The organism is Pelovirga sp. (genome assembly GCF_059864205.1).
Genome location: NZ_JCBCBS010000183.1, coordinates 1 through 25814, shown reverse-complemented (window position 1 = coordinate 25814; position 25814 = coordinate 1). Strand labels below are relative to the sequence as shown.

At 52.9% G+C, this 25814-nt stretch carries 28 protein-coding genes; 13 read left to right on the top strand and 15 right to left on the bottom strand.

Translation table 11 applies throughout. The annotated features are described in order from the left end of the window. A partial coding sequence (locus AC6F7T_RS11680) for a type II toxin-antitoxin system RelB/DinJ family antitoxin (RefSeq protein ID WP_500719045.1) occupies window positions 1-216 on the bottom strand: 216 nt, incomplete at its 3' end. A 272-nt stretch (window positions 217-488) separates the two neighbouring features. On the opposite strand from AC6F7T_RS11680, the gene AC6F7T_RS11675 reads away from it, so the two are divergent. After that, complete coding sequence (locus AC6F7T_RS11675) at window positions 489-770, top strand: type II toxin-antitoxin system RelE/ParE family toxin (RefSeq protein WP_500719043.1); 282 nt, start codon at window positions 489-491, stop codon at window positions 768-770. Window positions 771-779: 9 nt separating this feature from the next. Then, the gene (locus tag AC6F7T_RS11670; protein WP_500719041.1) at window positions 780-1100 is read left to right on the top strand and encodes a HigA family addiction module antitoxin; all 321 of its coding nucleotides are present in this window, start codon (window positions 780-782) and stop codon (window positions 1098-1100) included. 195 nt (window positions 1101-1295) lie between these two features. Here the strand turns inward: AC6F7T_RS11670 and rsxE are convergent, their stop codons facing one another. From rsxE to AC6F7T_RS11630, 8 genes are all read right to left on the bottom strand, one after another. Beyond that, on the bottom strand, window positions 1296-1883 hold the full coding sequence (rsxE, locus tag AC6F7T_RS11665) for an electron transport complex subunit RsxE (RefSeq protein WP_500719039.1): 588 nt from the start codon (window positions 1881-1883) through the stop codon (window positions 1296-1298). Next, entirely contained in the window at window positions 1880-2482 is a 603-nt protein-coding gene (locus AC6F7T_RS11660) for an RnfABCDGE type electron transport complex subunit G (RefSeq protein WP_500719037.1), read from the bottom strand. Before AC6F7T_RS11660 ends, rsxE begins: the two co-directional genes overlap by 4 nt. Beyond that, window positions 2479-3480 carry an RnfABCDGE type electron transport complex subunit D gene (locus AC6F7T_RS11655; RefSeq protein ID WP_500719035.1) on the bottom strand — a complete coding sequence of 334 codons (1002 nt, stop codon included), beginning with the start codon at window positions 3478-3480 and terminating at the stop codon, window positions 2479-2481. Before AC6F7T_RS11655 ends, AC6F7T_RS11660 begins: the two co-directional genes overlap by 4 nt. Window position 3481: 1 nt before the next feature. Continuing rightward, complete coding sequence (rsxC, locus tag AC6F7T_RS11650) at window positions 3482-4798, bottom strand: electron transport complex subunit RsxC (protein WP_500719034.1); 1317 nt, start codon at window positions 4796-4798, stop codon at window positions 3482-3484. Between the two features lie 43 nt (window positions 4799-4841). After that, window positions 4842-5675: an RnfABCDGE type electron transport complex subunit B gene (locus AC6F7T_RS11645; RefSeq protein ID WP_500719032.1), complete on the bottom strand. Its 834-nt coding sequence runs from the start codon at window positions 5673-5675 to the stop codon at window positions 4842-4844. Between the two features lie 170 nt (window positions 5676-5845). Beyond that, complete coding sequence (gene rsxA, locus AC6F7T_RS11640) at window positions 5846-6427, bottom strand: electron transport complex subunit RsxA (protein ID WP_500719030.1); 582 nt, start codon at window positions 6425-6427, stop codon at window positions 5846-5848. A 110-nt stretch (window positions 6428-6537) separates the two neighbouring features. Beyond that, window positions 6538-7236 (bottom strand): response regulator, encoded by a 699-nt coding sequence (locus AC6F7T_RS11635; RefSeq protein WP_500719028.1) that lies wholly within the window; start codon window positions 7234-7236, stop codon window positions 6538-6540. After that, window positions 7236-8846 carry an ATP-binding protein gene (locus AC6F7T_RS11630; RefSeq protein ID WP_500719026.1) on the bottom strand — a complete coding sequence of 537 codons (1611 nt, stop codon included), beginning with the start codon at window positions 8844-8846 and terminating at the stop codon, window positions 7236-7238. The genes AC6F7T_RS11635 and AC6F7T_RS11630 overlap by 1 nt, the downstream gene beginning before the upstream one ends. Window positions 8847-9063: 217 nt before the next feature. On the opposite strand from AC6F7T_RS11630, the gene AC6F7T_RS11625 reads away from it, so the two are divergent. From AC6F7T_RS11625 to AC6F7T_RS11615, 3 genes are all read left to right on the top strand, one after another. Continuing rightward, a complete protein-coding gene (locus AC6F7T_RS11625; protein ID WP_500719024.1) occupies window positions 9064-10035 on the top strand; it encodes a tripartite tricarboxylate transporter substrate-binding protein in 972 nt (323 codons plus the stop codon). A gap of 78 nt (window positions 10036-10113) precedes the next feature. Continuing rightward, window positions 10114-10554: a tripartite tricarboxylate transporter TctB family protein gene (locus tag AC6F7T_RS11620; RefSeq protein ID WP_500719022.1), complete on the top strand. Its 441-nt coding sequence runs from the start codon at window positions 10114-10116 to the stop codon at window positions 10552-10554. Then, complete coding sequence (locus AC6F7T_RS11615; protein WP_500719049.1) at window positions 10554-12065, top strand: tripartite tricarboxylate transporter permease; 1512 nt, start codon at window positions 10554-10556, stop codon at window positions 12063-12065. Before AC6F7T_RS11620 ends, AC6F7T_RS11615 begins: the two co-directional genes overlap by 1 nt. A 90-nt stretch (window positions 12066-12155) precedes the next feature. On the opposite strand, the gene AC6F7T_RS11610 is transcribed toward AC6F7T_RS11615, so the two are convergent. Genes AC6F7T_RS11610 through AC6F7T_RS11595 form a run of 4 tightly spaced genes read right to left on the bottom strand, consistent with a single transcriptional unit; the run spans window position 12156 to window position 16218 of the window. Continuing rightward, window positions 12156-12467 carry a hypothetical protein gene (locus tag AC6F7T_RS11610; RefSeq protein ID WP_500719020.1) on the bottom strand — a complete coding sequence of 104 codons (312 nt, stop codon included), beginning with the start codon at window positions 12465-12467 and terminating at the stop codon, window positions 12156-12158. 37 nt (window positions 12468-12504) lie between these two features. Beyond that, on the bottom strand, window positions 12505-13422 hold the full coding sequence (locus AC6F7T_RS11605) for an FAD-binding protein (protein ID WP_500719018.1): 918 nt from the start codon (window positions 13420-13422) through the stop codon (window positions 12505-12507). Between the two features lie 10 nt (window positions 13423-13432). Further along, the gene (locus AC6F7T_RS11600) at window positions 13433-14206 is read right to left on the bottom strand and encodes an electron transfer flavoprotein subunit beta/FixA family protein (RefSeq protein ID WP_500719047.1); all 774 of its coding nucleotides are present in this window, start codon (window positions 14204-14206) and stop codon (window positions 13433-13435) included. A 26-nt stretch (window positions 14207-14232) separates the two neighbouring features. Beyond that, on the bottom strand, window positions 14233-16218 hold the full coding sequence (locus tag AC6F7T_RS11595; RefSeq protein ID WP_500719016.1) for a heterodisulfide reductase-related iron-sulfur binding cluster: 1986 nt from the start codon (window positions 16216-16218) through the stop codon (window positions 14233-14235). A gap of 250 nt (window positions 16219-16468) precedes the next feature. Here AC6F7T_RS11595 and AC6F7T_RS11590 point away from each other — a divergent pair, with 250 nt between their 5' ends. From AC6F7T_RS11590 to AC6F7T_RS11580, 3 genes are read left to right on the top strand one after another with little or no spacing between them, the layout of a single operon-like run. Further along, the gene (locus AC6F7T_RS11590; RefSeq protein ID WP_500719014.1) at window positions 16469-16879 is read left to right on the top strand and encodes a MerR family transcriptional regulator; all 411 of its coding nucleotides are present in this window, start codon (window positions 16469-16471) and stop codon (window positions 16877-16879) included. Then, window positions 16876-17298 (top strand): YbgC/FadM family acyl-CoA thioesterase, encoded by a 423-nt coding sequence (locus AC6F7T_RS11585; RefSeq protein WP_500719012.1) that lies wholly within the window; start codon window positions 16876-16878, stop codon window positions 17296-17298. The genes AC6F7T_RS11590 and AC6F7T_RS11585 overlap by 4 nt, the downstream gene beginning before the upstream one ends. A gap of 18 nt (window positions 17299-17316) precedes the next feature. Beyond that, window positions 17317-17838: a hotdog domain-containing protein gene (locus AC6F7T_RS11580; RefSeq protein ID WP_500719010.1), complete on the top strand. Its 522-nt coding sequence runs from the start codon at window positions 17317-17319 to the stop codon at window positions 17836-17838. Window positions 17839-17859: 21 nt separating this feature from the next. On the opposite strand, the gene AC6F7T_RS11575 is transcribed toward AC6F7T_RS11580, so the two are convergent. Continuing rightward, window positions 17860-18135, bottom strand: a complete 276-nt coding sequence (locus AC6F7T_RS11575) for a YciI family protein (protein WP_500719008.1) — start codon at window positions 18133-18135, stop codon at window positions 17860-17862. 74 nt (window positions 18136-18209) lie between these two features. On the opposite strand from AC6F7T_RS11575, the gene AC6F7T_RS11570 reads away from it, so the two are divergent. Both AC6F7T_RS11570 and istB read left to right on the top strand, forming a co-directional pair. After that, the gene (locus AC6F7T_RS11570; RefSeq protein WP_500719006.1) at window positions 18210-18650 is read left to right on the top strand and encodes a hypothetical protein; all 441 of its coding nucleotides are present in this window, start codon (window positions 18210-18212) and stop codon (window positions 18648-18650) included. Window positions 18651-18968: 318 nt separating this feature from the next. Next, complete coding sequence (gene istB / locus AC6F7T_RS11565) at window positions 18969-19709, top strand: IS21-like element helper ATPase IstB (RefSeq protein WP_500719004.1); 741 nt, start codon at window positions 18969-18971, stop codon at window positions 19707-19709. Between the two features lie 321 nt (window positions 19710-20030). On the opposite strand, the gene AC6F7T_RS11560 is transcribed toward istB, so the two are convergent. After that, the gene (locus AC6F7T_RS11560) at window positions 20031-20891 is read right to left on the bottom strand and encodes an SIS domain-containing protein (protein ID WP_500719002.1); all 861 of its coding nucleotides are present in this window, start codon (window positions 20889-20891) and stop codon (window positions 20031-20033) included. 633 nt (window positions 20892-21524) lie between these two features. Here AC6F7T_RS11560 and dcuC point away from each other — a divergent pair. From dcuC to AC6F7T_RS11545, 3 genes are all read left to right on the top strand, one after another. Then, window positions 21525-22895 carry a C4-dicarboxylate transporter DcuC gene (gene dcuC, locus AC6F7T_RS11555; RefSeq protein WP_500719000.1) on the top strand — a complete coding sequence of 457 codons (1371 nt, stop codon included), beginning with the start codon at window positions 21525-21527 and terminating at the stop codon, window positions 22893-22895. A 146-nt stretch (window positions 22896-23041) separates the two neighbouring features. After that, window positions 23042-24319 carry a M20/M25/M40 family metallo-hydrolase gene (locus AC6F7T_RS11550; RefSeq protein ID WP_500718999.1) on the top strand — a complete coding sequence of 426 codons (1278 nt, stop codon included), beginning with the start codon at window positions 23042-23044 and terminating at the stop codon, window positions 24317-24319. A gap of 70 nt (window positions 24320-24389) precedes the next feature. Then, window positions 24390-25526: a M20/M25/M40 family metallo-hydrolase gene (locus tag AC6F7T_RS11545; RefSeq protein ID WP_500718997.1), complete on the top strand. Its 1137-nt coding sequence runs from the start codon at window positions 24390-24392 to the stop codon at window positions 25524-25526. The last annotated feature ends 288 nt before the right edge of the window (window positions 25527-25814 follow it).

The following is a 25814-nucleotide window of genomic DNA, read 5'->3' as shown; positions in this document are numbered from 1 at the left end:
GACGAACACAGCCTTGCCGGAATCAAGCTTGTCGAACGCAAGGTTTATTTGTTCGGTAAGCCAAGTATCATGAGACAAGGCCTTGCGTTGTTGCTCGGCAAGCTGCTCAGTTAGTTCACGGCAAGCGTCACTAAGGGTGCGACCTTGGGTTTCAGCCATTTGCTGGGCTAAGCGTTTTGTTTCCTCGTCAACACGAAATTGAATTCTGGTATCCATAGGTTGCTCCCGCAATTAGTGTGTGCACAAATGTTAGCACTAGCTTCACTGAAGGGCAACTAACAATTGATGCACTCGCAAAAAGTCATAGGATGGCGACGCCATCAACAATTTAATCAACCGGACGGAATGAGCGAGCTGCTTTTCCCAAAAGCAGGACCAAATTGCGGTGGGTCACGCAATCTCGCGTCGCCGCCGGTAATCATGAACCGTTATGCAGTTATTTTCAAACCTGATTGACAAGCGTCACGTGACGCAATACGATTTGTCATATGATTAAATCTTTCGCAGATAAGCGAACTCAAGAGCTGTACTCCAACGGTAAGGCAAAGAAGTTTCCTGTGGATGTCGCATCAAGAGCTGCCAGGAAGCTTGAATACGTTAATCTGGCTGAACATTTGGAGGACTTGAAAGTGCCGCCCGGCAATCGCCTTTACCCACTATCGGGAAACAGGCAGGGGCAGCATGCAATTTCAATTAATGATCAGTGGCGTATCTGTTTTCGTTTTGAAAATGGCGATGCGTATGAAGTCGAAGTGTGTGACTACCACTAAAGAGAGGTGATGATTATGGCTATTCCTAACACAGTCAGCATGAAGCGTAAGCCGACTCATCCGGGTGAAATGCTGAGAGAGGATTATCTGCCGGACTATGGTCTGACCGTTTCGGGGCTGGCCGGATCTTTGGGTGTCTCTCGTCAGTCAGTTAACGAGTTATTGCGTGAGCGGCGTGCTGTTAGTCCTGAAATGGCGCTTCGGCTAGCCCGTTTGTTTGGTAATTCTCCGGAATTCTGGCTGAATGCGCAGCGATCTGTTGATCTTTGGAATGCGGCTCAGTCGGTCAAGGAAGAAGTGGATCGTATAAAGCCGCTACATGCTGCATAACCAGGCCCTGCACCGGATGCCAAGCCCTCCGCTTTGCTGCGGTTTTGTCACCGGTGATGGCAGGCGTTAGCAGCCACTCTAAATTTCACCTTTCTTGCCAAATGAGTAGGGGGGAGCCGTAGGGGGACAGGCACCTTACGGAGCCAGTCCCCTGTCACCATCCGCACCGGAAAATCAGACGAGTAAACCCATCCCCTAGCGCTTCTCCACCTTGTTCATCAGCGCCAGCAGCAGCCCCAGGGTAATAAACGCCCCAGGCGGCAGGATCATCAGCAGAACCGGCTGGTAACCGGCACCGAACACCGAGAAACCAAGAAACGCCCCGGCGCCGATCAGTTCACGGATTCCGCCGAGGACAAAGAGCACCAGGGTAAAGCCTGCCCCCATACCCAGGCCGTCGGCAACAGCATGACTGACCGGATGTTTGGAGGCAAAGGCTTCGGCGCGGCCTAAAATCAGACAGTTGCAGACGATCAGCGGGATAAAGATCCCCAGCGCCAGAAACAGATCATAAGCATAAGCCTCCATCGCCAGTTGGACGACGGTGACAAAGGAGGCGATGATCAGGATAAAACAGGGAATCCTGACCTTGGCGGGGATCAGATGGCGGAACAGGGCAACGACGGCATTGGAGCAGACCAGGACAAAGGTGGTGGCCAGCCCCATGCCAAGGCCGTTTTCAGCGCTGGTGGTAACCGCCAGCACCGGACACAACCCCAGCAGCAGTTTAAAAACCGCATTTTCCTTCCAGATGCCGCGTTTGAAATCAGTTGCCAGGCTCATGGATTATCCCCCTGTGCGATGATTTTATCCTCATGCTCACGGTAAAGTTCCAGGCCGGTTCGCACCGCCCCGACCACCGCGCGGGCGGAGATGGTGGCGCCGGTCAGTTGGTCAAACTCACCGCCGTCTTTTTTAACCCGCCAGTCACTTCCTTCCAGGGTTTTATCGATAAACAGTGCCTTGTACCAGGGGGCGCTGATTTTATCCCCCAGTCCCGGAGTTTCGGCGTGGGTGAGAATTTCAATCGCATGGACACTGTGGTCGGGGCGGATGCCGACCATCACCGCGATGTTACCGCTATAGCCGTCTGGTGCCATAACGCGGAAGGCGGTGCCGACCAGTTGCTCCTCGTTACGTCCGCGGTAAAAAATCGTCTCGACTTCTCTTCCCTGGCGATCGCTGCCGGTGGTGATGGTCAGGGTGTCGCTATCGGGACTGTTATCAAATGCCGGCAGAACGGCACTTAAGGCCCGCAGCATCTGTAGCCGGCGTTGCTCAGCAATCGGTTCGCGGGTCACGCTTTCAACCGTCGCCAGAATGGCGCCGGCAATGACGGCGATAAGGGTCAGGGCAATGAGCAGGCGCGGGAATTCGTTCATTGCACCCCTCCACGGTCATGGTGATGACCGCCATAAATCTCAGCTCTGGTATAGCGATCAATCAGCGGAGTTGCCGCATTCATCAGCAGAATGGCGAAAGAAACCCCCTCGGGGTAGCCGCCGAACAGGCGGATCAGTACGGTCAACAAACCGCAGCCGCAGCCAAAAATCAGCATTCCCTTCGCGGTAATGGGGGAGGTCACCATATCGGTGGCCATGAAAAAGACGCCCAGCATCAGGCCGCCGGTCAAAAGGTGGAACAGCGGGCTGGGGTAGCGCGTCGGATCCGTCAGCCAGAAAACGCCGGCGATGACAACAACACTGCCGATGAAACTGACCGGAATATGCCAGGTGATGATCTTTTTCCAGAGGAGAAACAGACCACCAAGGAGCAGCACCAGCGCCGAGACTTCCCCCAGGCTCCCCGCCATCAGACCGTAAAAGTAGCGGTCAAAGCCGCTGGTAGCCATCTCGGGCAGTTGGCCGGTAAGCATCACTGCCGATTTCATTTCACCTAAGGGGGTGGCGCTGCTGACCGCATCAAATCCCATACTTAAAGGGGTCGGTGCGGTCCAGCTGGTCATCTGGACGGGAAAAGAAATGAGCAGGACAACGCGCGCCACCAGGGCGGGATTAAAGGGGTTATAGCCAAGACCACCAAAGATCATTTTACCGATGACAATAGCAATGGCAGAACCCAACAGGGCCATCCACCAGGGGCTGGATGCGGGCAAGTTGAGGGCTAGAAGGATCCCGGTCAGGGCGGCCGAACTGTCGCGAATCGAGAGAGGTTGCTTCATCAGTTTGCAGCACAGGGCTTCGCAAGCAACACACCCCAGGGTGCAGATCAGCATGACCTTGAGTGCCGGCAGGCCAAAAAACACGATGGCAACGGCGACCGCCGGCAGCAGGGCGTAGATCACCAGGCGCATGATCCCGGCGGTGGTCAGTCCGCTGTGGATATGGGGCGAGGACGAAAGATAGAGGGCTTTATCCACGTCAATGCTTCCTTTTATGTTCCATGACCGACCCCTTGATTTCACGGATTGATTGAACCAGCGGCAGGGTGGCCGGACAGTTGTAGGTACAGCAGCCACATTCAATGCAATCAAGGGCGTTGTATGTATCGGCCATTTCTACCAGGCCGAGGCGCGCACACAGGGCGATTACCGTCGGCTGCAGATGAATCGGACACACACTGACGCAGCGTCCACACCGTATGCAGGGGCCAGGCTTTGCAAGGGAAACATCTTGTCGGCGCAGGACCAGCAGCCCGGAGGTGCCGCGAATAACGGGAACAGCCAGGGACATCTGGGCGTTGCCCATCATTGGCCCACCGAGGATAATTTTACCCGGCTCATCACTGAGACCGCCGCATTGTTCGATCAGGTGAGACAAAGGGGTACCGATGGCGACCCTGAGATTTTGCGGTGTCCGTATCCCCGGACCAGTCACGGTGGTGATCCGTTCGACCAGGGGTCGCCCCTGGCGTATGGCAGCGCTGACCGCTGCGGCGGTTCCGACATTCTGAACGATGGCACCACAGTCCATCGGCAGCTTGCCACTGGGAACCTGACGCCCGGTGAGGGCTTCGATCAACTGTTTCTCTGCGCCTTGCGGGTATTTGACCGGTAGCGGCTGAACTTTGATCGGGCTGGCGGCGCACAGCTTGCTCATGGCGGCGATGGCGTCCGGTTTATTGTTTTCGATGCCGAAAATCACTCGCTTAACGCCGAGAATGCGGCGCAGGATGAGAATGCCATCGACAATGTTGGGGCCTTCTTCGAGCATCAGCCGATGATCGCCGGTCAGGTAGGGCTCGCACTCCGCGCCATTAATAATCAAGGTGTCGATAGAGCGATCAGGGGGCGGTGATAACTTGATATGGGTGGGGAAGGTGGCTCCACCGAGGCCAACGATGCCGGCCTGCTGCAACAACTGACGTAGTTCGTCCGGGTTCAAGCAGTTCGGATCGCTTCCCTGTAGATCATCATGCCAGCGGTCTGACCCGTCCGGACGGATGACGACCGCAGGCAGATAGCGCCCAACCGGATGGAGCCGCGGTTCAATGGCGCTCACCTCGCCGGAGGTCGGTGCGTGAATCGGCACCGATACCGGAGCGACGGCAGTACCAATCAGTTCTCCCTTGGCGACATGCTGACCTACCGTGACACAGCACTCTGCCGGCGCACCAATATGTTGCAACATAGGGACAATCAGCTCCTCCGGCAGCGGGCAGGCGACAATCGCCTTGGCGGCGGTGGTAGCTTTGTTGTCTGGAGGGTGGATCCCGCCGGGAAATGTAGGTAGGCGCATGGTTTTACGCTTCTAGTTTGTGGTTGTTAAAACATGTTGAACTTTATGCCGCAGGGGTTTCTGCTTCTGCGACAGCGCCGGCAGATTCATTGTTGTCAGCCAGATCGCGGATGCACTTCATCGGGCATTTGGCGATGGCCGCTACGGCTTGTCCAGCCTGGGCGTAATTGACCCGGGCAAGAAAGTTTTCAATGAGATATGCCTCCGAGCTGATCTTTTTACAGATGTTGCAGGCGATGCAGCCGATCTGACAGTATTTTCTCACCTCGGCCCCTTTATCATGACTGTTGCACAATACGTGGGTCGTTACCGCTTTAGGAGCCATGATAATGACCTGGCGTGGACAGACCTTGAGGCACTGTTCACAGCCGGTGCATTTTGCGCGATCGATAACGGCGCGATGATCCGGGGTGATAGTGATGGCCGCAAAAAGGCAGGCACGTACGCAGGAACCGAGACCCAGGCAGCCAGCGGGACAGGATTTGGGACCACCGGCCAGCTTTTGCGCGGCATTACAATCTGCCATCCCCAGGTAATGATACTTTTGCTGCGCCAGTTCGTCCCCCCCCTGACAGATGACAACAGCGACCGCCGGATCTTTTACCCTGACCTTGACGCCCAGAATGGCTGCCAGCGCTTCTGCTGTCTGCTGCCCTCCCGGCGGGCAAAGATTAGGCGCCAGTCGCCCTTCGGCCACCGCCCGGGCGTAGCCGGAACAGCCTGGTTCGCCGCAGGCACCGCAGTTGGCCCCCGGCAAAGCGGCGAGAATGGCAGCTTCCTTGGGGTCAACCGCTACGGCAAATTTTTTGGCGGCGATCCCCAGGGCGGTGGCGGCGACCAGGCCGATGCCACCCAGGCAGGCGACGGCAGTGAGCATCAGATTGTCCCTTTCGTCATCACATTGTATCTGTTCAGAACCGGCTCGGGGATCCTATGTCAATGGACGCTGTTCGTCATCCATGACCGCTTGTTGTCGCCAGCCATGGCGACAAACACCCTTGCCACAGGAACCCCGACCCTGCGCAAGGACAGTAGTGAATAGTTACATCACATTTTTACCAGTCCCGCAAATCCCATAAACGCCAGGGATAAGAGCCCGGCAGTAATCAGGGCGATGGCAGTGCCGCGAAAGGCATCAGGAACAGGACACAGGTCGATGCGTTCGCGTAGCCCGGCAAACAACACCATGGCCAGGGTAAAACCAATCCCGGCACCGATGGCAAATACCAGCGATTCAATAAACGAGTAGGAATTCTGGATATTGAGAACAGCGACACCGAGAACGGCACAATTGGTAGTGATCAGCGGCAGAAAGATTCCCAACGATTGATAGAGGACCGGGCTGGTTTTCTGGATAACCATCTCTACCAGTTGCACCAGTGAGGCGATCACCAGAATAAAAGCGATGGTCTGTAGATAATCGAGGTTAAAGGGGGCAAGGATAAAGTATTGAATGAACCAGGTGACAACAGAAGCGACCGCCATAACAAAGATGACCGCCATCCCCATGCCGATGGATGTTTCAACTTTTTTGGAAACACCGAGAAACGGGCAGATGCCAAGAAAACGCGCGAGGACAAAGTTGTTGACGAAAACGGCACTGACAAGAATCAGAATGAGCGAAATCATAAGCGGCACTCCCGCAGACATGACAACAAAGACGGCACACCATCATGGGGGGAGGCTCCTGTTTTGTCAAAGGGATTTAGCCAAACGTTGTTCGTAAGACAGCCGTCGGCTCAGGGTGGAGGATGGTTTTTTTTGCTGAAGTAGCGACGTTCCGGCCGACCAACGCTGCCGTAGATCAGTTCGGCGGACAGCTCGTTATGTGCCGTGAGATATTCCAGATAGCGCCTGGCGGTGGTGCGGCTGGCACCGATGATCACAGCGACCTCTTCAGCACTTAAGCCCTGGGGGTGGGGTTGAACAAAGACGGTCTGTATGTTCTTTAGCGTCAGGGCGTCGATTCCTTTGGGATATTGGGGCTCACCTGGGGGAGTCGTCTTGTAGGGATGGAGAAGTTGATCGACAGTACTCTGGTCAAGGGCTGCCTCAGCCGCCATGCGCAGGCGGTGTTCACGGAAACGTTCAAGGGCTTCGTGAAAACGCTGGAACATGACCGGCTTGAGAATATAGTCAAAAACACCCCCGCGAATCGCTTCCTGCAGAGGCTCAAGTTCCTTGGCGGCGGTGATGAGAATAACATCAGTGGCCTGATGGCGGGCACGCAGATTCCAGAGAATTTCGGTGCCTTTTCCTTCAGGAAAATGAAGATCGAGGAGAATCAGATCAGGCTTTAAGATCGCACTCATCTTTTCCGCATCTTCAAGATTGCCGGCGATTCCACAGACGTTGAATCCAGCGCTTTTTTCGGCAAAATGTTGATGGATTGCAGCAATCTGGGGATCATCATCAACAATCAGAATCTGTAGCTTCATCAATGAGTATCCTTTGCTTTAGGAATAAAGACACTGAACATGGCGCCACCCAGTTCACTGTCGGAAATAGTGATTTCCCCATTCAGGTCGGTCAGGGCTAAATTCACCAGGTGCAAACCCTGACCTCTGTCAGATCCCTTGGTAGTGTATCCCTGGACAAATATTTTTTCAGACAGATCAGCAGCTATGCCGCTGCCGGAATCTTCTATCTCGAAAACCAGATCGTTGCCGATATCAGTCATGGTCAGTTTGACCTGTGGCGGGCGATTGCCATTCAATGCCGCGTCGAAAGCATTGTCGATGAGATTACCGATGACGGTAATGGTTTTTTCCCGGTTCAAGGTTGCAGGTACATCGATCAACTGGCTTTCCGGATCGATGAAGAAGTCAATATGCAGCTCTTTGGCGTGATTATATTTGCCGATTAAAAAAGCTGCGAGAATCGGATGGGGAACGGCCCGGGCGAGAAAGGCGATAAGCCCCTGATAGCCGGCAGACTCGTGGCTGATGAGTTCCAGTGCCTGCTGGGCATGGCCGATCTGGATGAGCCCGGCGATGGTATGCAGTTTGTTGGAATATTCATGGGTCTGGGCGCGCAGCATCTGGGAGTATTCCTTGACCTGGGAGAGTTGACGGGCCAGGGTGTCGATCTCGTCCTTGCTTCTGAAACTGGCTACGGCTCCGCAAATGACACCTTGTTCAATCATGGGTACCGTATTGATAATCAGGGCACGGTTGCCTACGATCAGTTCCTGGTCGATCCGTTGTTCTCCGCCGTCGAGTATTTTGCTCAGTTTGGCTCCTGGTAGAACGTCACGAATGTGGCGCTGCAGCACATCCTGTTTGTCCTTCTTGCCGAGGATTTCCAAAGCCTGTTGGTTGACAACCGTTACCCTGGCATCGCGATCAATGGCAACAATCCCTTCGCGGATTGATTGGATGATGGTATCGCGTTCAGTAAAAAGATGGGCAATCTGCTCCGGTTCCAGATCAAAAATGGCTTTCTTGAAGCGGCGGGCGATGGTAATGGCACCGATAATGCCCAGCAATAGCAACAGGCCGATCAGGCTTGCGGCGCGTAGCCGCTGTTTGAGAACCACCTGTTCGACATCATCAAGGAGATAACCCACGGAAACAATACCGATAATTTCACCCGACTGAGCAACTACCGGGGCTTTTCCGCGGATTGACGGGCCGAGGGTGCCGATGGCGCGCGAAACATAAAACTCCCCCAGCACCAGTGCACGTTCGTTGTCACCACCCACCATCTCCTTGCCGAGGCGATCCGGCAAGGGGTGAGAAAAACGGATGCCGTCACGATTACCGATGACAATAAACTCAGCACCGGTTTCCAGCCGTAACTCTTCCGCCAGTGATTGCAGAATTCCCTGGGGGTCGCCGGTGCTAAGCTGTTCTTTCACCTGGGGCAATTGGGCAATAACGCGGGCGGACTGCAGTGCTCGCTTGCCGATTTCATCCTCAAGTACTGCGCCGATCATCAGGGTGTGCAAGCCGCCGGTGATCAGCGTCAGTGGTAACACCAGCAGACAAACCAGCAGGATCATGCGGCTTTGCAGGCTGGAAAAGAGCTGGGGTAATAATTGTCGCACGGTAAATAGTGATCCTTTGACAACAGCAGGAATGCGTTGCGGACGGTTGCATTATTCTGACATGAACAAAATGAACAGAATAGCCCTTATGAAACAAAAAACCATTATGGCAGATTTCTTTACAGGCGTGCATCAGGGGGTAGAATACTTATTAAAATCAAACGCTGTTTTTTGGTTGGTGTTTTTCCCTCCACAACCCTGCTTAAAGGAGATCATCATGAAAATGCTTAAAGTTTTTGCTCTGGTATGTGCTTTTTTGTTTGTTCAGCAGTCGGCTATGGCCTTCGAACCACGCAATGTTCTGTGTATTGCGCCTTCCGACCCAGGCGGTGGATGGGATTTCACCTGCCGCAATATGGCGCCGATTCTTTCCGATCTTGATCTGGTGAAAGGTCGCATCCGTACCCAGAATATGCCGGGTGCCGGAGGTGGTGTCGCTTACGCTCATGTGGTTGGTCAGCAAAAGGGCAATGCCAATCTGCTGGTAGCCGCATCGACGGCAACAACGACCCGCCTGGCGCAGAAAATGTTCCAGGGCTTTGATGCCGATGATGTGCGCTGGCTCGCGGCTCTGGGTGCCGATTATGGTATCGTTGCCGTATCCCCCAACAGTCGTTTTAAGACCCTGGATGATCTGGTTGCAGCTCTTAAAGACAATCCCGCCGGAATGAGCTTCGTCGGTGGTTCAGCCGTCGGTGGCTGGGATCATCTGAAAATGCTGATGCTGGCGGACGCCGCAGGCGTTGAGAACCTTAAGGCCGTGCGTTATACCAGTTTCAGCAGCGGCGGTCCGGCGATTATCGAGATTATGGGCGGTCGTGCCGATGTCTTCACCGGCGACGTCAGTGAAAGTCTGACTCAGCTTGAAGCTGGCAGTCTCAAGGTGCTTGCGGTCCTTGGTGATGCCCGTCTGCCAGGTGTGTTGGCCGATGTGCCGACAGCTAAAGAGCTTGGCTACGACGTCATCGGTGCCAACTGGCGTGGGTTTTACCTGCCTGCCGGCGTTTCAGATGAGCAATATGCCTACTGGAGTGATGCCATGAAAAAGCTGGCGGCATCCGAGAAGTTCAAAACCCTGCGTGAGCAGAATGGACTCGCCGCTTTTGAGCGGACCGGAACGGAAATGGATGAGTTTGTTCTGAACCAGGTCAAATCGCTGGAAAAACTGTTTGCCCGCATGGGGCAGTAGCCTGCATTGTTGATTTATCGGGCCCAACCCCCTTTGGTTGGGCCCGATAACTGCTTGATTCGAGAAAAGAGCGGGATCATGAGCGATCGTATTGTTGCTGTCATGCTGCTGGTACTGGCACTGTTGTTCGGTTTTCAGGCCTGGGCTTATGTGCCGATTGGATTTACCGACCACCTGGGCGCACGGGTTTTCCCTCTGGCCGTTGCTCTGTTTATGCTGCCCTTGACCCTGGTGCTGTTTTTTGGCCGCCATGTCGCCGGGGCCTGGCCCAGTGCGCGAGCCTGGCGGGTGGTTTTTCTTGCCCTGTCGGTGCTGGTGGTGTACGCGCTGGTGATCGAATTTGTCGGGTTTCTCATTGCGACGATGGGTGTGTTTATTGTCTACGGGATGCTTTATGGCGCCCGTTGGTGGAAAACGATTATTGCCGGAGTTGTAGCATCGCTGATTTTGTATTTTCTGTTTGTCTGGGCCCTGGATATGTACCTGCCCCTCGGGGCCCTCTTTGAGGAGTTGTTGTGATGGATGCTTTTCAGTCACTCATGCAGGGGTTTTCCGGTGCGTTGATTCCCATTAACCTGCTGGTGGTTTTTCTTGGCGTTACGGCCGGTACCGTCATCGGTATGCTCCCCGGTATTGGTCCGATCAATGGCATCGCAATCCTGATTCCCATCACTTTTGCCCTGGGGATCGATCCGACTGCTATGCTGATTCTGTTTGCCGGAATTTATTACGGCGCCCAGTACGGCAACTCCATCAGCACCATTCTGCTCAATGTGCCGGGGACACCGTCTTCGGTTGCCACGGCTCTTGATGGTCACCCCATGGCTAAGAGTGGGCGGGCCGGTCCGGCTTTGGCTATCTCCGCTATTGCGTCCTTTGTCGGCGGAACCGTTGCCGTTATTGGTTTGATGTTTTTAGCCCCGGTGCTGTCAAAGTGGGCGATTCGTTTCGGTCCGGCCGAATATTTTGTTCTGATTCTTTTTACCTTTACCATGCTTTCGGCCCTGTCGGGTAAGCAGTTTATCAAGGGGTTGCTCGCTACCGGTATCGGCCTGATGCTGGCGACCATTGGTATCGACGGCGGTACCGGGATTCCCCGCTATACTTTCGGCCATCTGGCTTTTTACGATGGGCTCGATTTTGCCGTGGTGACTATCGGCCTGTTTGCCATTTCCGAAGTGTTTCTGCTGATTGAACAGACCCAGACTGCTGGTGAGGTAAATACCAAACTGGGGCGGGTGATGGTGACCCTCAAGGAGTTTCTTTCTTGTTGGTGGGGGATGATTCGTTCTGCCGTTACTGGTTTCTTGATTGGGGTTTTGCCTGGAGCAGGAGCAACGATCGCCAGTTTTATGGCCTACGCCACCGAGCAGCGGTTGGTGGATAAAAAGGGAACCTTCGGGACGGGAGATATCCGGGCGGTGGCGGCCCCCGAATCTGCCAATAATGCTGCGGTTTCCGGTGCCCTCATTCCGATGTTGACCCTCGGTGTTCCAGGCAGTGGGACCACGGCGGTGATCCTCGGCGCCTTGCTGGCCCTTAACCTCAATCCCGGCCCCTTGTTCATTGTCCAGCATGCAGATATGTTCTGGACCCTGATTGCCTCAATGTACATCGGCAATATCATGCTGTTGGTTCTTAACCTTCCCCTGGTCGGTCTGTTCGTCAAGGTACTGCTGATCCCGCGTTATATCCTGGTGCCGGGGGTGGCGATGATCAGCTACGGTGCCATCTATGCCGCCAGTAGTTCGATGACCGACCTGATGCTGATGACCGGCTTCGGTCTGCTCGGTTACTTGATGCGCAAGACCGATTTTCCGTTAGCACCGGTGATTTTGGCACTGGTTCTCGGGCCGATGATGGAGACCAGCTTGCGCCGGGCCCTGTCGTTGTCCAACGGCGATTGGGGAGTGTTGTTTGCCTCACCGCTGGTACTGGTGCTATGGGGACTGGTGGCCGTATCAGCATTTGTGCCGCTTATTCGCACCCTGCGTCGGGCACGTCAGTACAACGACAGCGAACAGCATTAACGTCGGTAATTAAGCAGATTGATTCAAACACCAAGGGGGCTGACCGGAAGTTTCCCGGACAACCCTCTTGGTGCAGTAGCTGGAAGCAACTCAGCCTTTGCCGAATGTCTTCAGAAAAAGCTGCAGGATATCCGGTTGATTGGCTTTTATATCACCACTGAGAAAATCCTTGAGACCTGGTTGGTAACCGTTGTTCCAGACCTTGAGAAAAAAAACAGCACCGGTTTTGCAGACACAGTCGGCATGGTCGGTAGTCCGGCCTGAATCAACGCGGCATTCCGTCGGGTTTAACCAGACCGTTCTCTTGATGTCGTCGATGGAAAAATAGATGCTGACCGGTTCTGTGATCATACCGGTTTGATAATTGTTCGGTAGTTCGGCAAAGATTGCTTCAACCGTCACGGATGCCCCCTTTTCTTAAAAAGCATTTTTCTTTCATTCAACCGCCGGCAATTTTTGCCGTCAGTAGCGGCACCAGTTGTTTCAGATCAGCAACCGCGAGGACGTCGGCAACCTCACCAATCGGCGCGTCCTTGTCGGTGTTGATGGCGATGACAAACTCCGACTTTTTCATCCCCGCCAGGTGCTGGATCGCCCCGGAAATGCCGCAGGCAATGTAAAGCTTTGGTGCGACCGTTTGGCCGGTGGTGCCAACCTGGCGACTGTGCTCAGCCCATTCAGCATCAACTACGGGGCGGCTGGCGGCATATTCACCGTTAAGGGCTTTAGCCAGAGCGTCGATCATACTTAAGTTTTCCGGCTTGCCAATGCCCCTGCCGGCGCTGACGATCACTTTGGCCTTTGACAAATCGACACCACCTGCGGCGGCGGCTTCGTAGCCATTGAAGCTGATCGTTCCCGGTTCCGCATCCGGTAGTTCAATGACGTGCGGCGTTGCGGATGGCTGGTCCTGAGGGGTAAATGCGCCGGCCTGCAGGGTGACTACGGTCAGGGCCGTTTTGACTTTCACCTGGCGTCGCAGTTTGCTGTTACAGCAGGGAACGATCAGAGTATCCTCTGTCAGATCAACCACTTCGGAAACCTGGGCGGCCTTGAGGGCCAGGGCGATACGAGGGGCCAGATCCCAGCCGTAGGACGAGTGGGGAAAAACGACCAGCTGCGGCTGTTCTTTGGCAATCACCTCCAGTAACAGTTTTTTGTGACCATCGGGATTGAACTCACCAGCGCCGGTGCTGTCAGCCAGGTACAAGGTTCCGGAAAAGTTGGGCAGGGCGTCTTTTGAGCCCACCAGAAACATGGTTGCTTCGCCGCCCAGGCGGGCAGCGAACTCAATCAGTTCGGCACAGGTTCCCAGGGTTTTACCATCTCGATATTCACCAACCAGAAGTATTTTCATCGTGGTCTCCTTATGCCAGAACCGTGGTTTTATCTTTAATGATCTTGAGCAGTTGATCCGCCAGTTCTGCCGGATCTCCCTCAAGGATCAGGCCGCCGCCGCGTTTTTCCGGTAAAAAGACGGCGACGGTTTGCTGTTGCAGTTCCGGCGTACTGAAGTCGGCAAGGGGAGCAGTCAGCAACTCTTTTTTCTTGGCTTTCATGATGTTCGGCAGGGTCGGGTAGCGTGGTTTGTTCAGACCCAACTGACAGGTCACCAGCGCCGGAGTGTTGCAACTGACCAGAGCCCTGGAGCCTCCCTCCAGCTCGCGTTTAGCGGAAATTGTTCCATCAGCATAGCTGAATTCTACCAGGGTGGTCAGGCTTGGAATGCCGAGCATTTCGGCAACCAGAACACCTACCTGGGCGCTACCGCGATCCTGGGATTGCATTCCGGTAAAGATCAGGTCAAAGTTGTGTTGGCGGGCATAGTCGGCAATCACAGCAGCGATGGTCATGGGGTCACGCTGATGACTGTCGGTGTCAAGGATATGCATCCCCTTATCCGCCCCCATGGCGAGAGCTTTCTTCATGGTTTCCTTGACCCGTTCCGGACCGATACAGAGCACCGTCAGCTCAGCCGCGCCGACCTGTTCTTTGAGCTGTACCGCCTGTTCCACCGCGTACTCATCGTATTCATTCATGCGCCAGGCAAGATCGGTATCCTCATACCAGTTCCCTGCAGCGTTGACCTTGAAGCGGGATTCCATGTCGGGAACCTGTTTGATGCAGACGAGAATATTCATCATATAAACTCCTTTGTCGAGACTGCCTACGCAGCAGGCAGTCGTTTTACCAGTAATTCCGCCAGATCCAGCGGTGTGAGCTGATCACTTAAATCTGCCCCCTTGATGCCGTCTTCAAACATGGTCAGGCAAAAGGGGCAGCTAGACACCAGCGTGCCGGTTCCGGTGGCAGCGGCCATTTCAGCACGTACTTCGCTGATCCTGCTGCCAATGGTTTCATCGGCAAGGATCCGCCCCCCGCCGGCACCGCAACAGAAGGACTCCCGTCCATGCTTGTCCATCTCGGTCAGCTGTGCTCCGGCCGCCGTTAGCAGAGAGCGGGGCGCCTGGTAGAGATCATTATGTCGTCCCAGATAGCATGAATCATGATAGGTGCAACGGGTCTCTTGCGGTTGCAGTTGCAGCTGACCGCCTTTGATCAGATCAGCGAGGAAGTTGGTGTAATGCTGCACCGGCAGAGTCAGTCCGAATTCGCGATAATCCTTATTCAGGGTGTTATAACAGTGGGGGCAGGTGGTGACGATCTGCTGGGCGGAAGTCGCAGCGATGTTCTCGATATTTTCCCGCGCCAGGGTTTGATAGAGATATTCATTCCCCATCTTGCGCATCGGTTCGCCACAGCATTTTTCCGTTTTACCAAGGATGGCGACCTTGATTCCGGCGGCGGCGCAGAGGGTGACGAAAGCTTTGGCAACCGCCTGATTACGCTTGTCAAAAGAAGCATAGCAGCCGACGAAATAGAGAATATCCGCGTTTTCGGTGTTTGCATCCACCACCGGCAACCCCTGTGCCCAGTCACCACGCCCGGCAAACGCCAGCCCGAAGGGGTTGCCATTGACCTCGGTCTGATCCATGGCCGCTGTCACTTCGTCGCCGGGAAATTCTCCTTCCATCAATACCAGATTGCGTCTGACATCAACAATTTTACCGACATGCTCGATGGCCGCGGGACAGCTTTCCTGGCAGGCCAGGCATGTCGTACAGGACCAGATGACGTCCCGTTCGAGGGTCTCCGGCAGATTCGCCTGCGGCTGCTGGAAGGCAATCTCACCCACCTGCTTGACCAGTTTCATCGGCGACAAAGGCTTGTCCGTTGCCCACGCCGGACAGCGATCCTGACAGCGTTTGCAACTGGTGCAGGCATCGGCATCGAAGATATCCTTCCAGGTCAGTTCGGTTATGGTTGCGGCACCGTAGCTTTCAGTCTCTTCATTTTCAAGGTCAATCGCTGCCAACATCCCCTTGGGGCCGAGATCGGCGAAAAAGTAATTGGTGCTGGTAGTAAACAGGTGGCGCAGCTTGGTCAGGGGAATAATGGCGATAAAAAGGATCGCCAGCAGTAAGTGTCCCCACCAGGTAACCTGATGCAGGCTGCGCAGGGTCGCCTCCTCAAAACCGGCAAGGCTGTTGGCCACGAGCAGGCCGACGGGTGACCACAGGGCCAGAGGGGTGCCCAGTTCGGTGACTGCCATGCGCGCGCCCTCGATGATAAAGCCGCTGATGAGGATCGCCAGCAGCAAGCCGTGGATGATCCAGTCGTCGTTGATGTTGTCGAGGCCCGGCGGTCGAATCAGGGTGCGCCGAATTAATAGCCCTGCGAGCATGACAATGGCCACCAGCCCTGCCATATCGAGAATCAGGGAAAACCACAGATAGAAGGGACCGGTCAAAAAACGTACGTCAAACAGGGGATCGGTCAGGTCGGCCTGGATGAAAATCAATAGAGTGCCGATAAACAACAGTAAAAAGCCCCAGAAAAACAGGGCATGAGCGGTGCCCGGAAGGCGTTGGTAAAGAACCCTGGTTTGTAACAGTGTGCCACGGATCGCCTGTTTCAGGCGCGCGGGCCACTGATCGCAGCGGTCCAGGGGTTGTCCTTGGCGATAGACCTTGATGCGTCGTGAGAACTGATAGCCGAGGAAGGCGACAGCAGCTACCGCCAGCAGGTACATGGGGAGCAGGACGCCCAGGCTCTGGCCGATATTCCAGTAGATTTCGCGTGTATATTCCATGGCGCTCCCCAAAAAAAGACTGCGGGTTGATATTGCTCAATACAGATAAAACAGAGTATATACCAGAGCTGGAGGCAACATCTCGTGCTTTGATTTTATGTTCTTAACGTAAAGGTCAAGTAGAAAAATAACAGCATTATATTTTCATTGCAACAATTAAAAAACCTGTTGAATCAGCTGTCAGGCCTTGGATTGACAGCCTGATTCGAGAGTGTTATTAAGGATGAAAACTAACGTAAAGGTTACTATCGTGAAAAAAAATGATAATCAGTCAGTGCAGATTGGCGAGCTCGCCAGGATGTTGGGAATAACAACCCGAACGATCCGCTACTATGAGGAGATCGGCTTGATGGGCCCACCGGAAAGGCTGGTTGGGGGTACCCGGACCTACTGCCGGGAAGATGTTTTACGGCTGAAATTTATTCTCAAACTAAAAGAACTGGGGATTACCCTGAAAGAGATGCAGCAGCTGGCGCAGAACTTTGATATCAATCAGCAGGATTTTCATACCATTACGCCAAAACTTCTCGAAATTCTCGATACCCATATCGGCAAAGTAGATAAAAAAATTGCCAGCCTGGCGTCTCTGAGAACAGAGGTTGTGGCATATCGATCCCGTATCCTTGATATTCTGAACGAAAGGGCTCCGGTCGTAAAATGAACCCTGCCGCCTTTCAGTTTTCGACCACAATCGACATCCGTTTTGCCGATCTCGATGCTTATGGCCATGTCAATAACGCCATCTATTTTACCTATCTGGAACATGCTCGGGTCAAGATGTTTCAGGAATATTTCGGCGCGTTCCTCGACAGTTCCCTGCTGTTTCTGGTGGTACGCGCCGAATGTGACTACCGTCTGCCCATCACCCTGAATGACAGCCTGCAGATCACTCTTAAGGTTGAACAACTCCGACATTCAAGTTTCACCTTCGCTTACCTGCTTCATGACGGTGGCGGCCGTGAATTTGCCACGGCCAAAACCGTTATGGTTGGCTATGATCCAAAGGCAAAAAAACCTGCCGCATTACCTGCTGAAATCCGTCAAACCTTTGCCCAGCTCGATCAACCCGGGGTAGAGTAACCGATGTGAGGAGCCTTTGTGACACAAGTGCAGATAAAAACCTATGAGATTGCCGGAATGCAGCCGATTTCCCGTGAATGTCTGGTTTGTGGGACGGAAAACGCCCTGGGAATCAGGGCACAGTTTTTTGAAACCACAACGAAGGAGTTGATCGCTCTTTTTACTTTGCACAATCAGCACCAGAGTTATCCCGGCATCGCCCATGGTGGTATCTCAGCGACAGTACTTGATGAAGTGATCGGGAGGGCGATTATGATTAATCATGATCACCAGACCTTCGGCATGACCCTTGATCTGCAGGTGCGTTACCGTAAACCGGTCCCTCTGGAGCTTGAGCTTAAGGTGGTGGGACGCATCGACGCCGACAAAGGGCGTTTGTTTGAAGGCAGTGGCGAACTCTACCTGCCTGATGGTACCGTTGCTGTCGAGGCCCATGGTAAATATATGAAGCGTCGCATTGATCAGATTACCACTGCTGATTTTACTGAAACCTCATGGCTGTTACCGAAAGGGGAACCTCCGGCAACGATAGCCATATAGAGAGCAGGTATCAGGTGGGCGCTAAGGAAGAACCTTGTTCCAGCGATCAATCGTCACCTGCTCGAACAGCCCGGCCTTGGCGTAGGGATCGCCGGCGGCAAAGTTTTGCGCTGCCGCAAGGTCGGGCAGATCGAGAATGACCACCGAGCCGCACATCTGCTCATCCCTATCAAGTAGCGGGCCGGCGGCAAAGAGGTTGTCGCCGAAACTTTTCAGGTAGTCAACATGAGCCGGACGGTTTTCCTGGCGCACGGCAAGGTGATTTTTTTTGTCGATACAGCGGATGACAAAGAGCATGGCTGGTCTCCATTTTTTGTATGTTAATGGTTTTACAAGGGTCGAGATTAGCATAAACACACAGGAAAGGTGAGATGATTTATCCTAGAATAATAATCAGCTTGGTCCTGACTCTATGGCTGGTGGCCTGTTCCGGCGATAACCATCTGGAGATAGCGGCGGAAAATACCGAGACAATTACCCACTACGCCCAGTTTCGTGATCCGCAGCAGAATCGGGTGGTTCTTTTTGTCTTTGATGAAGAAACCAGCGCCATTGAAATAAAACAGCATGCCCAAGGTCTGGCACATGCAGATGACCGCTTGCTGGCTGCTTACTACTTTCCAGCAGGAGGAGTCAGTGTGCCGCCAACGCGTCTTTCGCGTGCGGGCGGCATTATCAGAGCACATGATCTGATGTATGACGACCCGGAAATCGGCCCCTGGCATTATGCCTTTCTGCACCCCTTTGCCGGTGAGCCACGTTTCACTGATTGTCTCAAAGCCCCTGAGGATGTTCTTTGCCGGCAGCAATAAGAATGGATTATCTGGTTATGTGCTTATTGCCACCCCTATTTGCCCGGAAACCTCTGACGCTGGTGGGTGAAAAGTTCTAGGTGATCCGAGATCCTTTTGTAGAACGAAATGCAAGACAGCCCAGCCTGGGGATTTCAGGTTGGGCTGGTTAATTTTCTGGATGGCGTCACTTCCAATAAAATCTGTTTCATCCATGCCGTACCCCAAAAAGGCCCAACCTGATTTTTTCAGGCGGGCCTTTTCAAATTGTTATTTCTGCAGTGATTTAATTCACGGCATCCTTGGGTTTCTGGCCAGCTTTAAACTTTGCTGCTTTTGATGCTTCGTGAGCAACTGCTGGCGGCCTTAAAAGAGCTGAAAATGCACGGCATGCGCAGCGTGCTTGATGAAGTGCTGGTCAACGGGACTCGGCAGAAATCGATCCCGGAGAAGATCCTGCTGGAACTGCTCAATGCTGAGCAAACCGAACGCAAAATGCGCAGCATCCGCTATCGGATGGGACAAGCTAAGTTCCCGATGGCAAAGGGCCTTGATCAGCTCGACTTCAGTGTTTCACCGGTGAATGAAACGCAATTGAGAACCCTTTATGAGGGGCAGTTTCTAGCGACACAAAGCAATGTCATCTTGGTCGGCGGCACCGGAACCGGCAAAACCCATCTGGCGATTGCCATCGCCCGGCAGATTGTTCGAAGTGGCAAACGCTGTCGCTATTTCAATCTGGTTGACCTGGTCAATCAGCTTGAGCAGGAGAAACTGCTCGGTAAAGGCGGCAGGCTTGCTGCCAGTCCGGGCAGAGTCGATCTGGTGGTGCTGGACGAACTTGGCTACCTGCTGTTCTCCAAGAGCGGCGGGCAGCTTCTATTCCACTTGATCTCAAAGCTCTACGAGAAAACCTCGCTGTTGATCACCACCAACCTGACCTTCGGCGAATGGCCCCAGGTCTTTGGCGACGGCAAGATGACCACGGCCTTACTCGACCGGGTGACACATCACTGCGAGATTATCGAAACTGGGAATGAAAGTTGGAGAATCAGAACCAGGAAAAACGACCAAAACTAACCCGCTGAGATGGGTCAAAATTGGACGCCGATGGTGGTCATTTTTCAATGCCGATTGACAGGTTGGGACTTTTTTTGTTGAAAACAGGATAGACTTGAGAATGTGATGTTGCTAGCAATAAAAAACGTTTGAATAAGCCCAAGTAATTACTGGATGAAGGCCGGGGTGTTAACAGAGGAAGTCATGCTCTAGTCCTACATGCGCTTGATGCGTGGGCTAAAAAGACAAGACGCTAACCTGGGATACTACGATTTTTCAAACGCATAAACATTTTGAGAATCTGAGGCAACAAGCAAAAAATCATTTCAATAAAAACAAGCTTTAGAAGCTGTAAACACCAAGTTTTTCGAACAATTCTTCGAATCTTATGAGCCTGTTTTCTACCTCTTCCCCTGAGAGAAAGATCATCGCTTCTAATAAAGACTCAAGCAATAGTAATGTTACCACCCTGCTATTGAACATGGCAGGCCCTTCCGAGCTGACAAACAGATTTATATCTGAAATCTTGGCGAGAGGACTCGTCTCTCTGTCAGTTATAAAAACTATTTTACTGTTACAGCTTCTGAACCATTGGGCTACCTGTACCGACGGCTTAGCATGGCGCTTGTGAGCGATAATCAGCAAAGTGTCGTCTTCGGCAACATCAGTCAAATGATGTGTCAGAGTTGAAATGTCGGGACTAAGTAAAATACTATTCTTACGGATGTACTTAGAAAGAAGGTAAAAATACTTTGCTAAAGGTGCGCCGGATGCACTTCCGCAAACGTAAAGATTGCCCTTCGACTGAGTCAGGATTTTCGCGGCATTCATGATCTCAGCATCCGAAATTCTTGCTTTCGTTTTCAGCATATTCATTGTTGCGTGGTGAATATGCCGCCCCAGAACACCCTCATTTTCACTTAGCGATTCCCTCCTGCCAAAATAACGGACCATGGGGGATTCGAAATTTTGCGCCAATTCATTTCTCAGCAGCGAAATGAAATCGGCAAAGTTTTTATAGCCCAATCGCAACACGAATCTGCCGACGGTCGCATTGCCCACTCCAGCGCCGCTACTGATCGTGGTAATCGTTTCGTAAGCGAGTTGAGGATATTTCTGCTCCAGATACTCCGCGATTTTTGCTTCACTCGGCGTCAGTTTTTCAAAGTCCCTTATTCTTTCCAGCAGCGATTTGGATTCCATATTTCACCTTGAGGGTAATTGAACAGAAATGGATCAGTCTTAGATCCTTCAGGACCTGTATTGCTGACCGAGGCAATCACCTCCCCTGTTGGTTGGTTCATTTTTTCGGTCTCTTTGCTCGCACGATTCTTCCAGAAGACGAGGAATATAAGAGGCTTGCGCGACAAAGAACATCAATGCAGGACGAGCAGATATCTGTTTAATTTTGGAGGGTTAACATTTAGAGAGAACAACTGATTTTCCGCACCTATGATATACAAATCCCTCTCCCATGGGAAGAGATTCCCAGACAAGATTCCCAGAGAAAGACTCGTCCCGCATTTGCATTTCACGCTCAGCAGGTTCTCCCGGAAGGCCGGCTCGCCGGACAACTCATGCCATAGCCGTAACCCGTAGGCAGATTGTGTATACAAAAATATTGACAAAGACGCTAGTTGGTAATATTTTACCAAAAAACATGGATTTTGGTAGTTTGTTATCATTTGTCTGGTTACGGTTCATTCAGAGAGCAACAGCGCGGCGGTCGCAAATTGGCATTGTCGCTATAACTGTCCGGTGATTTCAAAAATGGACTAACTCGTGCTTCGGTCGAGATCGGTGCTCACATGCACCCCTAATCAAAGGAGAATAACAATGGTAGGGTTCCTGATTGGTTTGCTGGTAACGATCTGCGTCGGTTGGTTGATTATCAAGAAATATCAACCTCATACGGTCCTTCTTCTGGGCGGCTTAACGCTGCTTGGTCTCACGGTTTTAATCGCCCCTGAAACAAGCATTTTATTCAAAGATGCGAAGTCTACCGGCTGGATCGGCTTCGACCTGTTTGACTATGTCAAAAACACCATGTCCTATCGCGCCGCGGGTCTGGGGCTTATCATCATGGCGGCCGGCGGTTTTGCCAAGTACATGGATGAGATCGGGGCAACCAATGCCATGGTTTCCGTCTGTATCAAGCCCCTGCAGTTATTTCACGCTCCCTATGTCGTGCTTGCTCTGGGGTATGTTGTCGGCCAGATTATGAATATATTCATCCCCAGTGCTGCCGGGCTGGCGATGCTGCTTCTGGTCACCTTCTACCCGACGCTGGTGAGATTGGGAGTCAGCAGAAAAGCCGCAGCAGCGATGATCGGCACGACGGCGGTACTGGATCTCGGCCCGGCAAGTGGTGCGTCGAACATGGCAGCCAAAACAGCAGGACTTGATGTTGCGGTCTACTTCGCCTCGTATCAGGTGCCGGTTGCTGTATTTTCCATCATTACCATTTCCGTTCTTACCTATTTTACTGCCCGCTATTTTGATAATAAGGAAGGGCATGTCGCCAACGTAACCGCGTCATCGGCCCCCGAGGGTCAGCAGCTCGAAGCCCCCTCGAAACTTTACGCAATCCTCCCGCTGCTGCCGCTTACGCTGATTCTCATCTTCAGCAAGCTGCTGGTCAGCTCGATTAAATTAGATGTGGTTACCGCGATGATTATCGGCGTGTTTGTCGGCATGCTGTTTGAGGTGATCCGGACCAGAGATTTCAAATCCATCTTCAAGGGAGTTATGGCCTTTTTCGATGGCATGGGGCATATGTTTGCACGTATCGTCTCCCTGATTATCTGTGCGGAAACCTTTGCCGCCGGTCTTAAAACCATAGGGGCTGTCGGTTTCCTGACCACTTCGGCGCAAAATGCAGGGCTGGGCTTCACGATTATGACGTTGCTGTTGTGCGCAATTGTGGCTGCGGTTGCGATTCTGACCGGCTCCGGTAACGCGGCGTTCTTTTCCTTCGGCAACCTCGCTCCCGACATGTCCGCCAAGTTCGGTGCTGAAGCGGTCAGCATGTTGCTGCCGATGCAACTTACCGCCGGTCTGGCGCGCTCCATGTCGCCGGTTGCGGGAGTAATCATTGCGGTCAGCGACGCCGGCCAATGTTCACCAATCGACATCGTCAAGAGAACTGCAATCCCGGTATTGGGTGGGATTGTCATTACTCTCCTGGTTAGTGTCTTTTTTGTCTGAAGCGGCGTGGGCAACTAGCGATACCGATGGCGGAAGCGTAGCCGGTCACTCTGGTCACGGGCTACATTCAGTTCCAACAGCCAAATTCCAGGAACGGAGACCGACAACAATGATCAGCCTCAACTCTTGCAAAAATGGTGGATAGCATGACAAATAAAGCATCAAAGAAAAATGAATATCAGGTTTCAAAGGCCGTTCGCGATACCTTTGCTGATCTGGGCGCTAATCCAGAGGTCAATGCCGCGCTTGAGTTCATAAAAGCCGACCATGTCCATACCTTGAACGAGCAGAAGGAAATCTGCGCTATTTCAGCCCCCACATTTGAAGAAAAGTCGCGGGCCGAAGATTACCTGCGACGCTTTACGGAGTTGGGCCTGGACGAGACTCGGCTCGATGCCATCGGCAATGTCCTAGGCATGCTCAAAGGCTGCGCTGAAGCCCCCAAGCTTGTTGTTGCCGCTCACCTGGATACCGTCTTCCCTGCGGGAACCGATACCAGAGTCGTTGAAAAAGAAGGGATCTTTCATGCGCCCGGCATTGCCGACGACACTCGCGGACTGGCCGAAATTCTCGGTATCATCAGAACCTTGAAACAGAGTCAGATCCAACTTCTGGGCGACATTCTCTTTGTCGGCAATGTCGGTGAAGAAGGCCTGGGTGATCTTAGGGGAACCAAGCAGTTGTTCAATGATTTCAAGGATATCGATGGGTTCATTACCATCGATGGCACGGGGGTAGGGTCGATCACCTATCGGGCCACAGGAAGCCACCGTTACCGGGTCACATTCAAGGGCCCCGGAGGTCACAGCTACCTCAATTTCGGGTTACCAAGCGCCATCCATGCCGCCGGCAGAGCGATCGCTCTTTTAGCAGACCTAAGCCCTCCCAAGGATCCGCTCACAACCTTCACCGTTGGGACCATCAACGGAGGCACATCGGTAAATACCATTGCGGCTCAAGCTGAAATGCTTATCGACATCCGTTCCAACGGCAGAGAAGAGTTGCTACAGCTGGGTTCTGATATTTTGTCCATTATCAAAGCTGCTGCCGCTCAGGAAAACACACACTGTAACAGCGATCAATTAACAGTTGACATTGAACTCCTCGGTGATCGACCCGCAGGTTTTCAATCGCCGGACGAACCGATTGTTCAGGCCGCTTATGCGGCAGGAAAACTGCTCGGCATCAATTCACAACTCGGAAACCCAGGCAGCACGGACGCCAACATACCGATCAGTCTCGGCATCCCCGGCATCTCCATTGGCAGGGGAGGAACCTCAGGGAACATTCATACCACAAACGAATGGTTTGATCCGACAGTCGCTTATCTAGGTCCACAGAAAACATTATTAACGATTCTCGCTCTCGTCGGCGTCAAAGGAACCTGTCCTCCTCTACTGAAAAAATCTGCTGCAAACGTTTAAACGCAGCAATCACCCCCTTTGTTCGACTATAATTGCCACCTATAATTGAACATTTATAAAAGAAGAAGCCATGTTTACATTAGATAGATTTAGGGCTGATATTCAGCTCCTTGTCAATATCGACAGCGGGACCCATTGCCGAGAAGGTGTCAATAAGCTTGGCCGGTGGTTTGCCGACCGGTTTTCTCGTATAGGATGGGACATTGACTGGTTCGAGCCGGCACCCGAATATGGCAAAAGTTTTTTGGCGTATTCCGGGGACAAGAACGCATTTGATTTATTGATTTTATGCCACCTGGATACCGTGTTCCCGGAAGGCGAAGCGAAAGGGCGGCCGTTTTCAGAAGATGAGGCGCGGATGTACGGTCCCGGCGTGGCGGATATGAAATCCGGATGCCTGTTTACCTGGTACGCTATCAAGGAGCTTCTGGACAAAGGGCAACTGAGCGGCAATGTAGCTGTGTTCTATAACGGCGAACACGAAATCAGCTGCCCGCATATTCGGCCTGTCATTGAAGAGCTTTCGCAGAAGGCAAAAGCGGTCATCTCTGCGGAATCAGCAAGGGTCAACGGGGCATACGTAAAGCAGCGAAAAGGGATCGGCAGATACCGAATCGAGTTCCATGGCAAAGGGGCCCATGCCGGGAACAATCCCTTTGAAGGGGAGTGTGCCATTACCGAGGCGGCCCACTGGACGCTTTTTCTGCGCGAATTCTGCGATCAGGACAAAGGAATCTACGTCAACCCGGGGATTATTTCCGGCGGGATGTCGCAGAACTCGATTCCGCATTTTGCCGAACTGGCGATCGACACCAGATTTGATGCGTTGGAAGAAGGCGAACGCATAGAGCGCCTTATCAGGGAAAAGGTGGAACGGCCGTTCAACCCGCAGATCAAGGTTCAGGTGAAGGGTAAAATCATGCGTCCGCCTATGGTTCCCAACGCCAGAACCGAAGAACTCTGCTCAACGATTGAAAAGATCGGCGAACGCCACGGAGTAGATGTTCATTGGGCCTTTGCTGGCGGAGGCTCCGATGCCTCTTTTGCCTCGCCTTTCGGCATACCAACCCTTTGTGGACTGGCCGCTGTCGGTGGCAAACTACACAGTAAGGATGAATACCTAGAAAAGAGCGACCTGGAAGAAAGGTACAAGGTGTTTCGGGATATTGTGTTAGAAATTTCTACCAACAATCCTGCTGATATTTGACCTGTTCGTTTCTGGATCTCGAAGTCTAACATGCCCCCTCGGAAAACCGGGATGCTTAGATGAATCAAGCGTCCTTTGCGCCCAACTATTCTAAATGCACTCCTTCAGAAGTTCGCTGCACAACGGTTTGAGATAAGCGGAGGCGGCGTAAACTTGCGTGACTTATCGTAATTTGATTTTACTTACCTCAACCCGGCCTTCGAGTAAAGGTTAGCGTTGTCTCTGGGGTTGCGCCATTCGATATTTTCAATCATTTTTGGGTTCAACGGAGGTTTCTTACAGACCCTG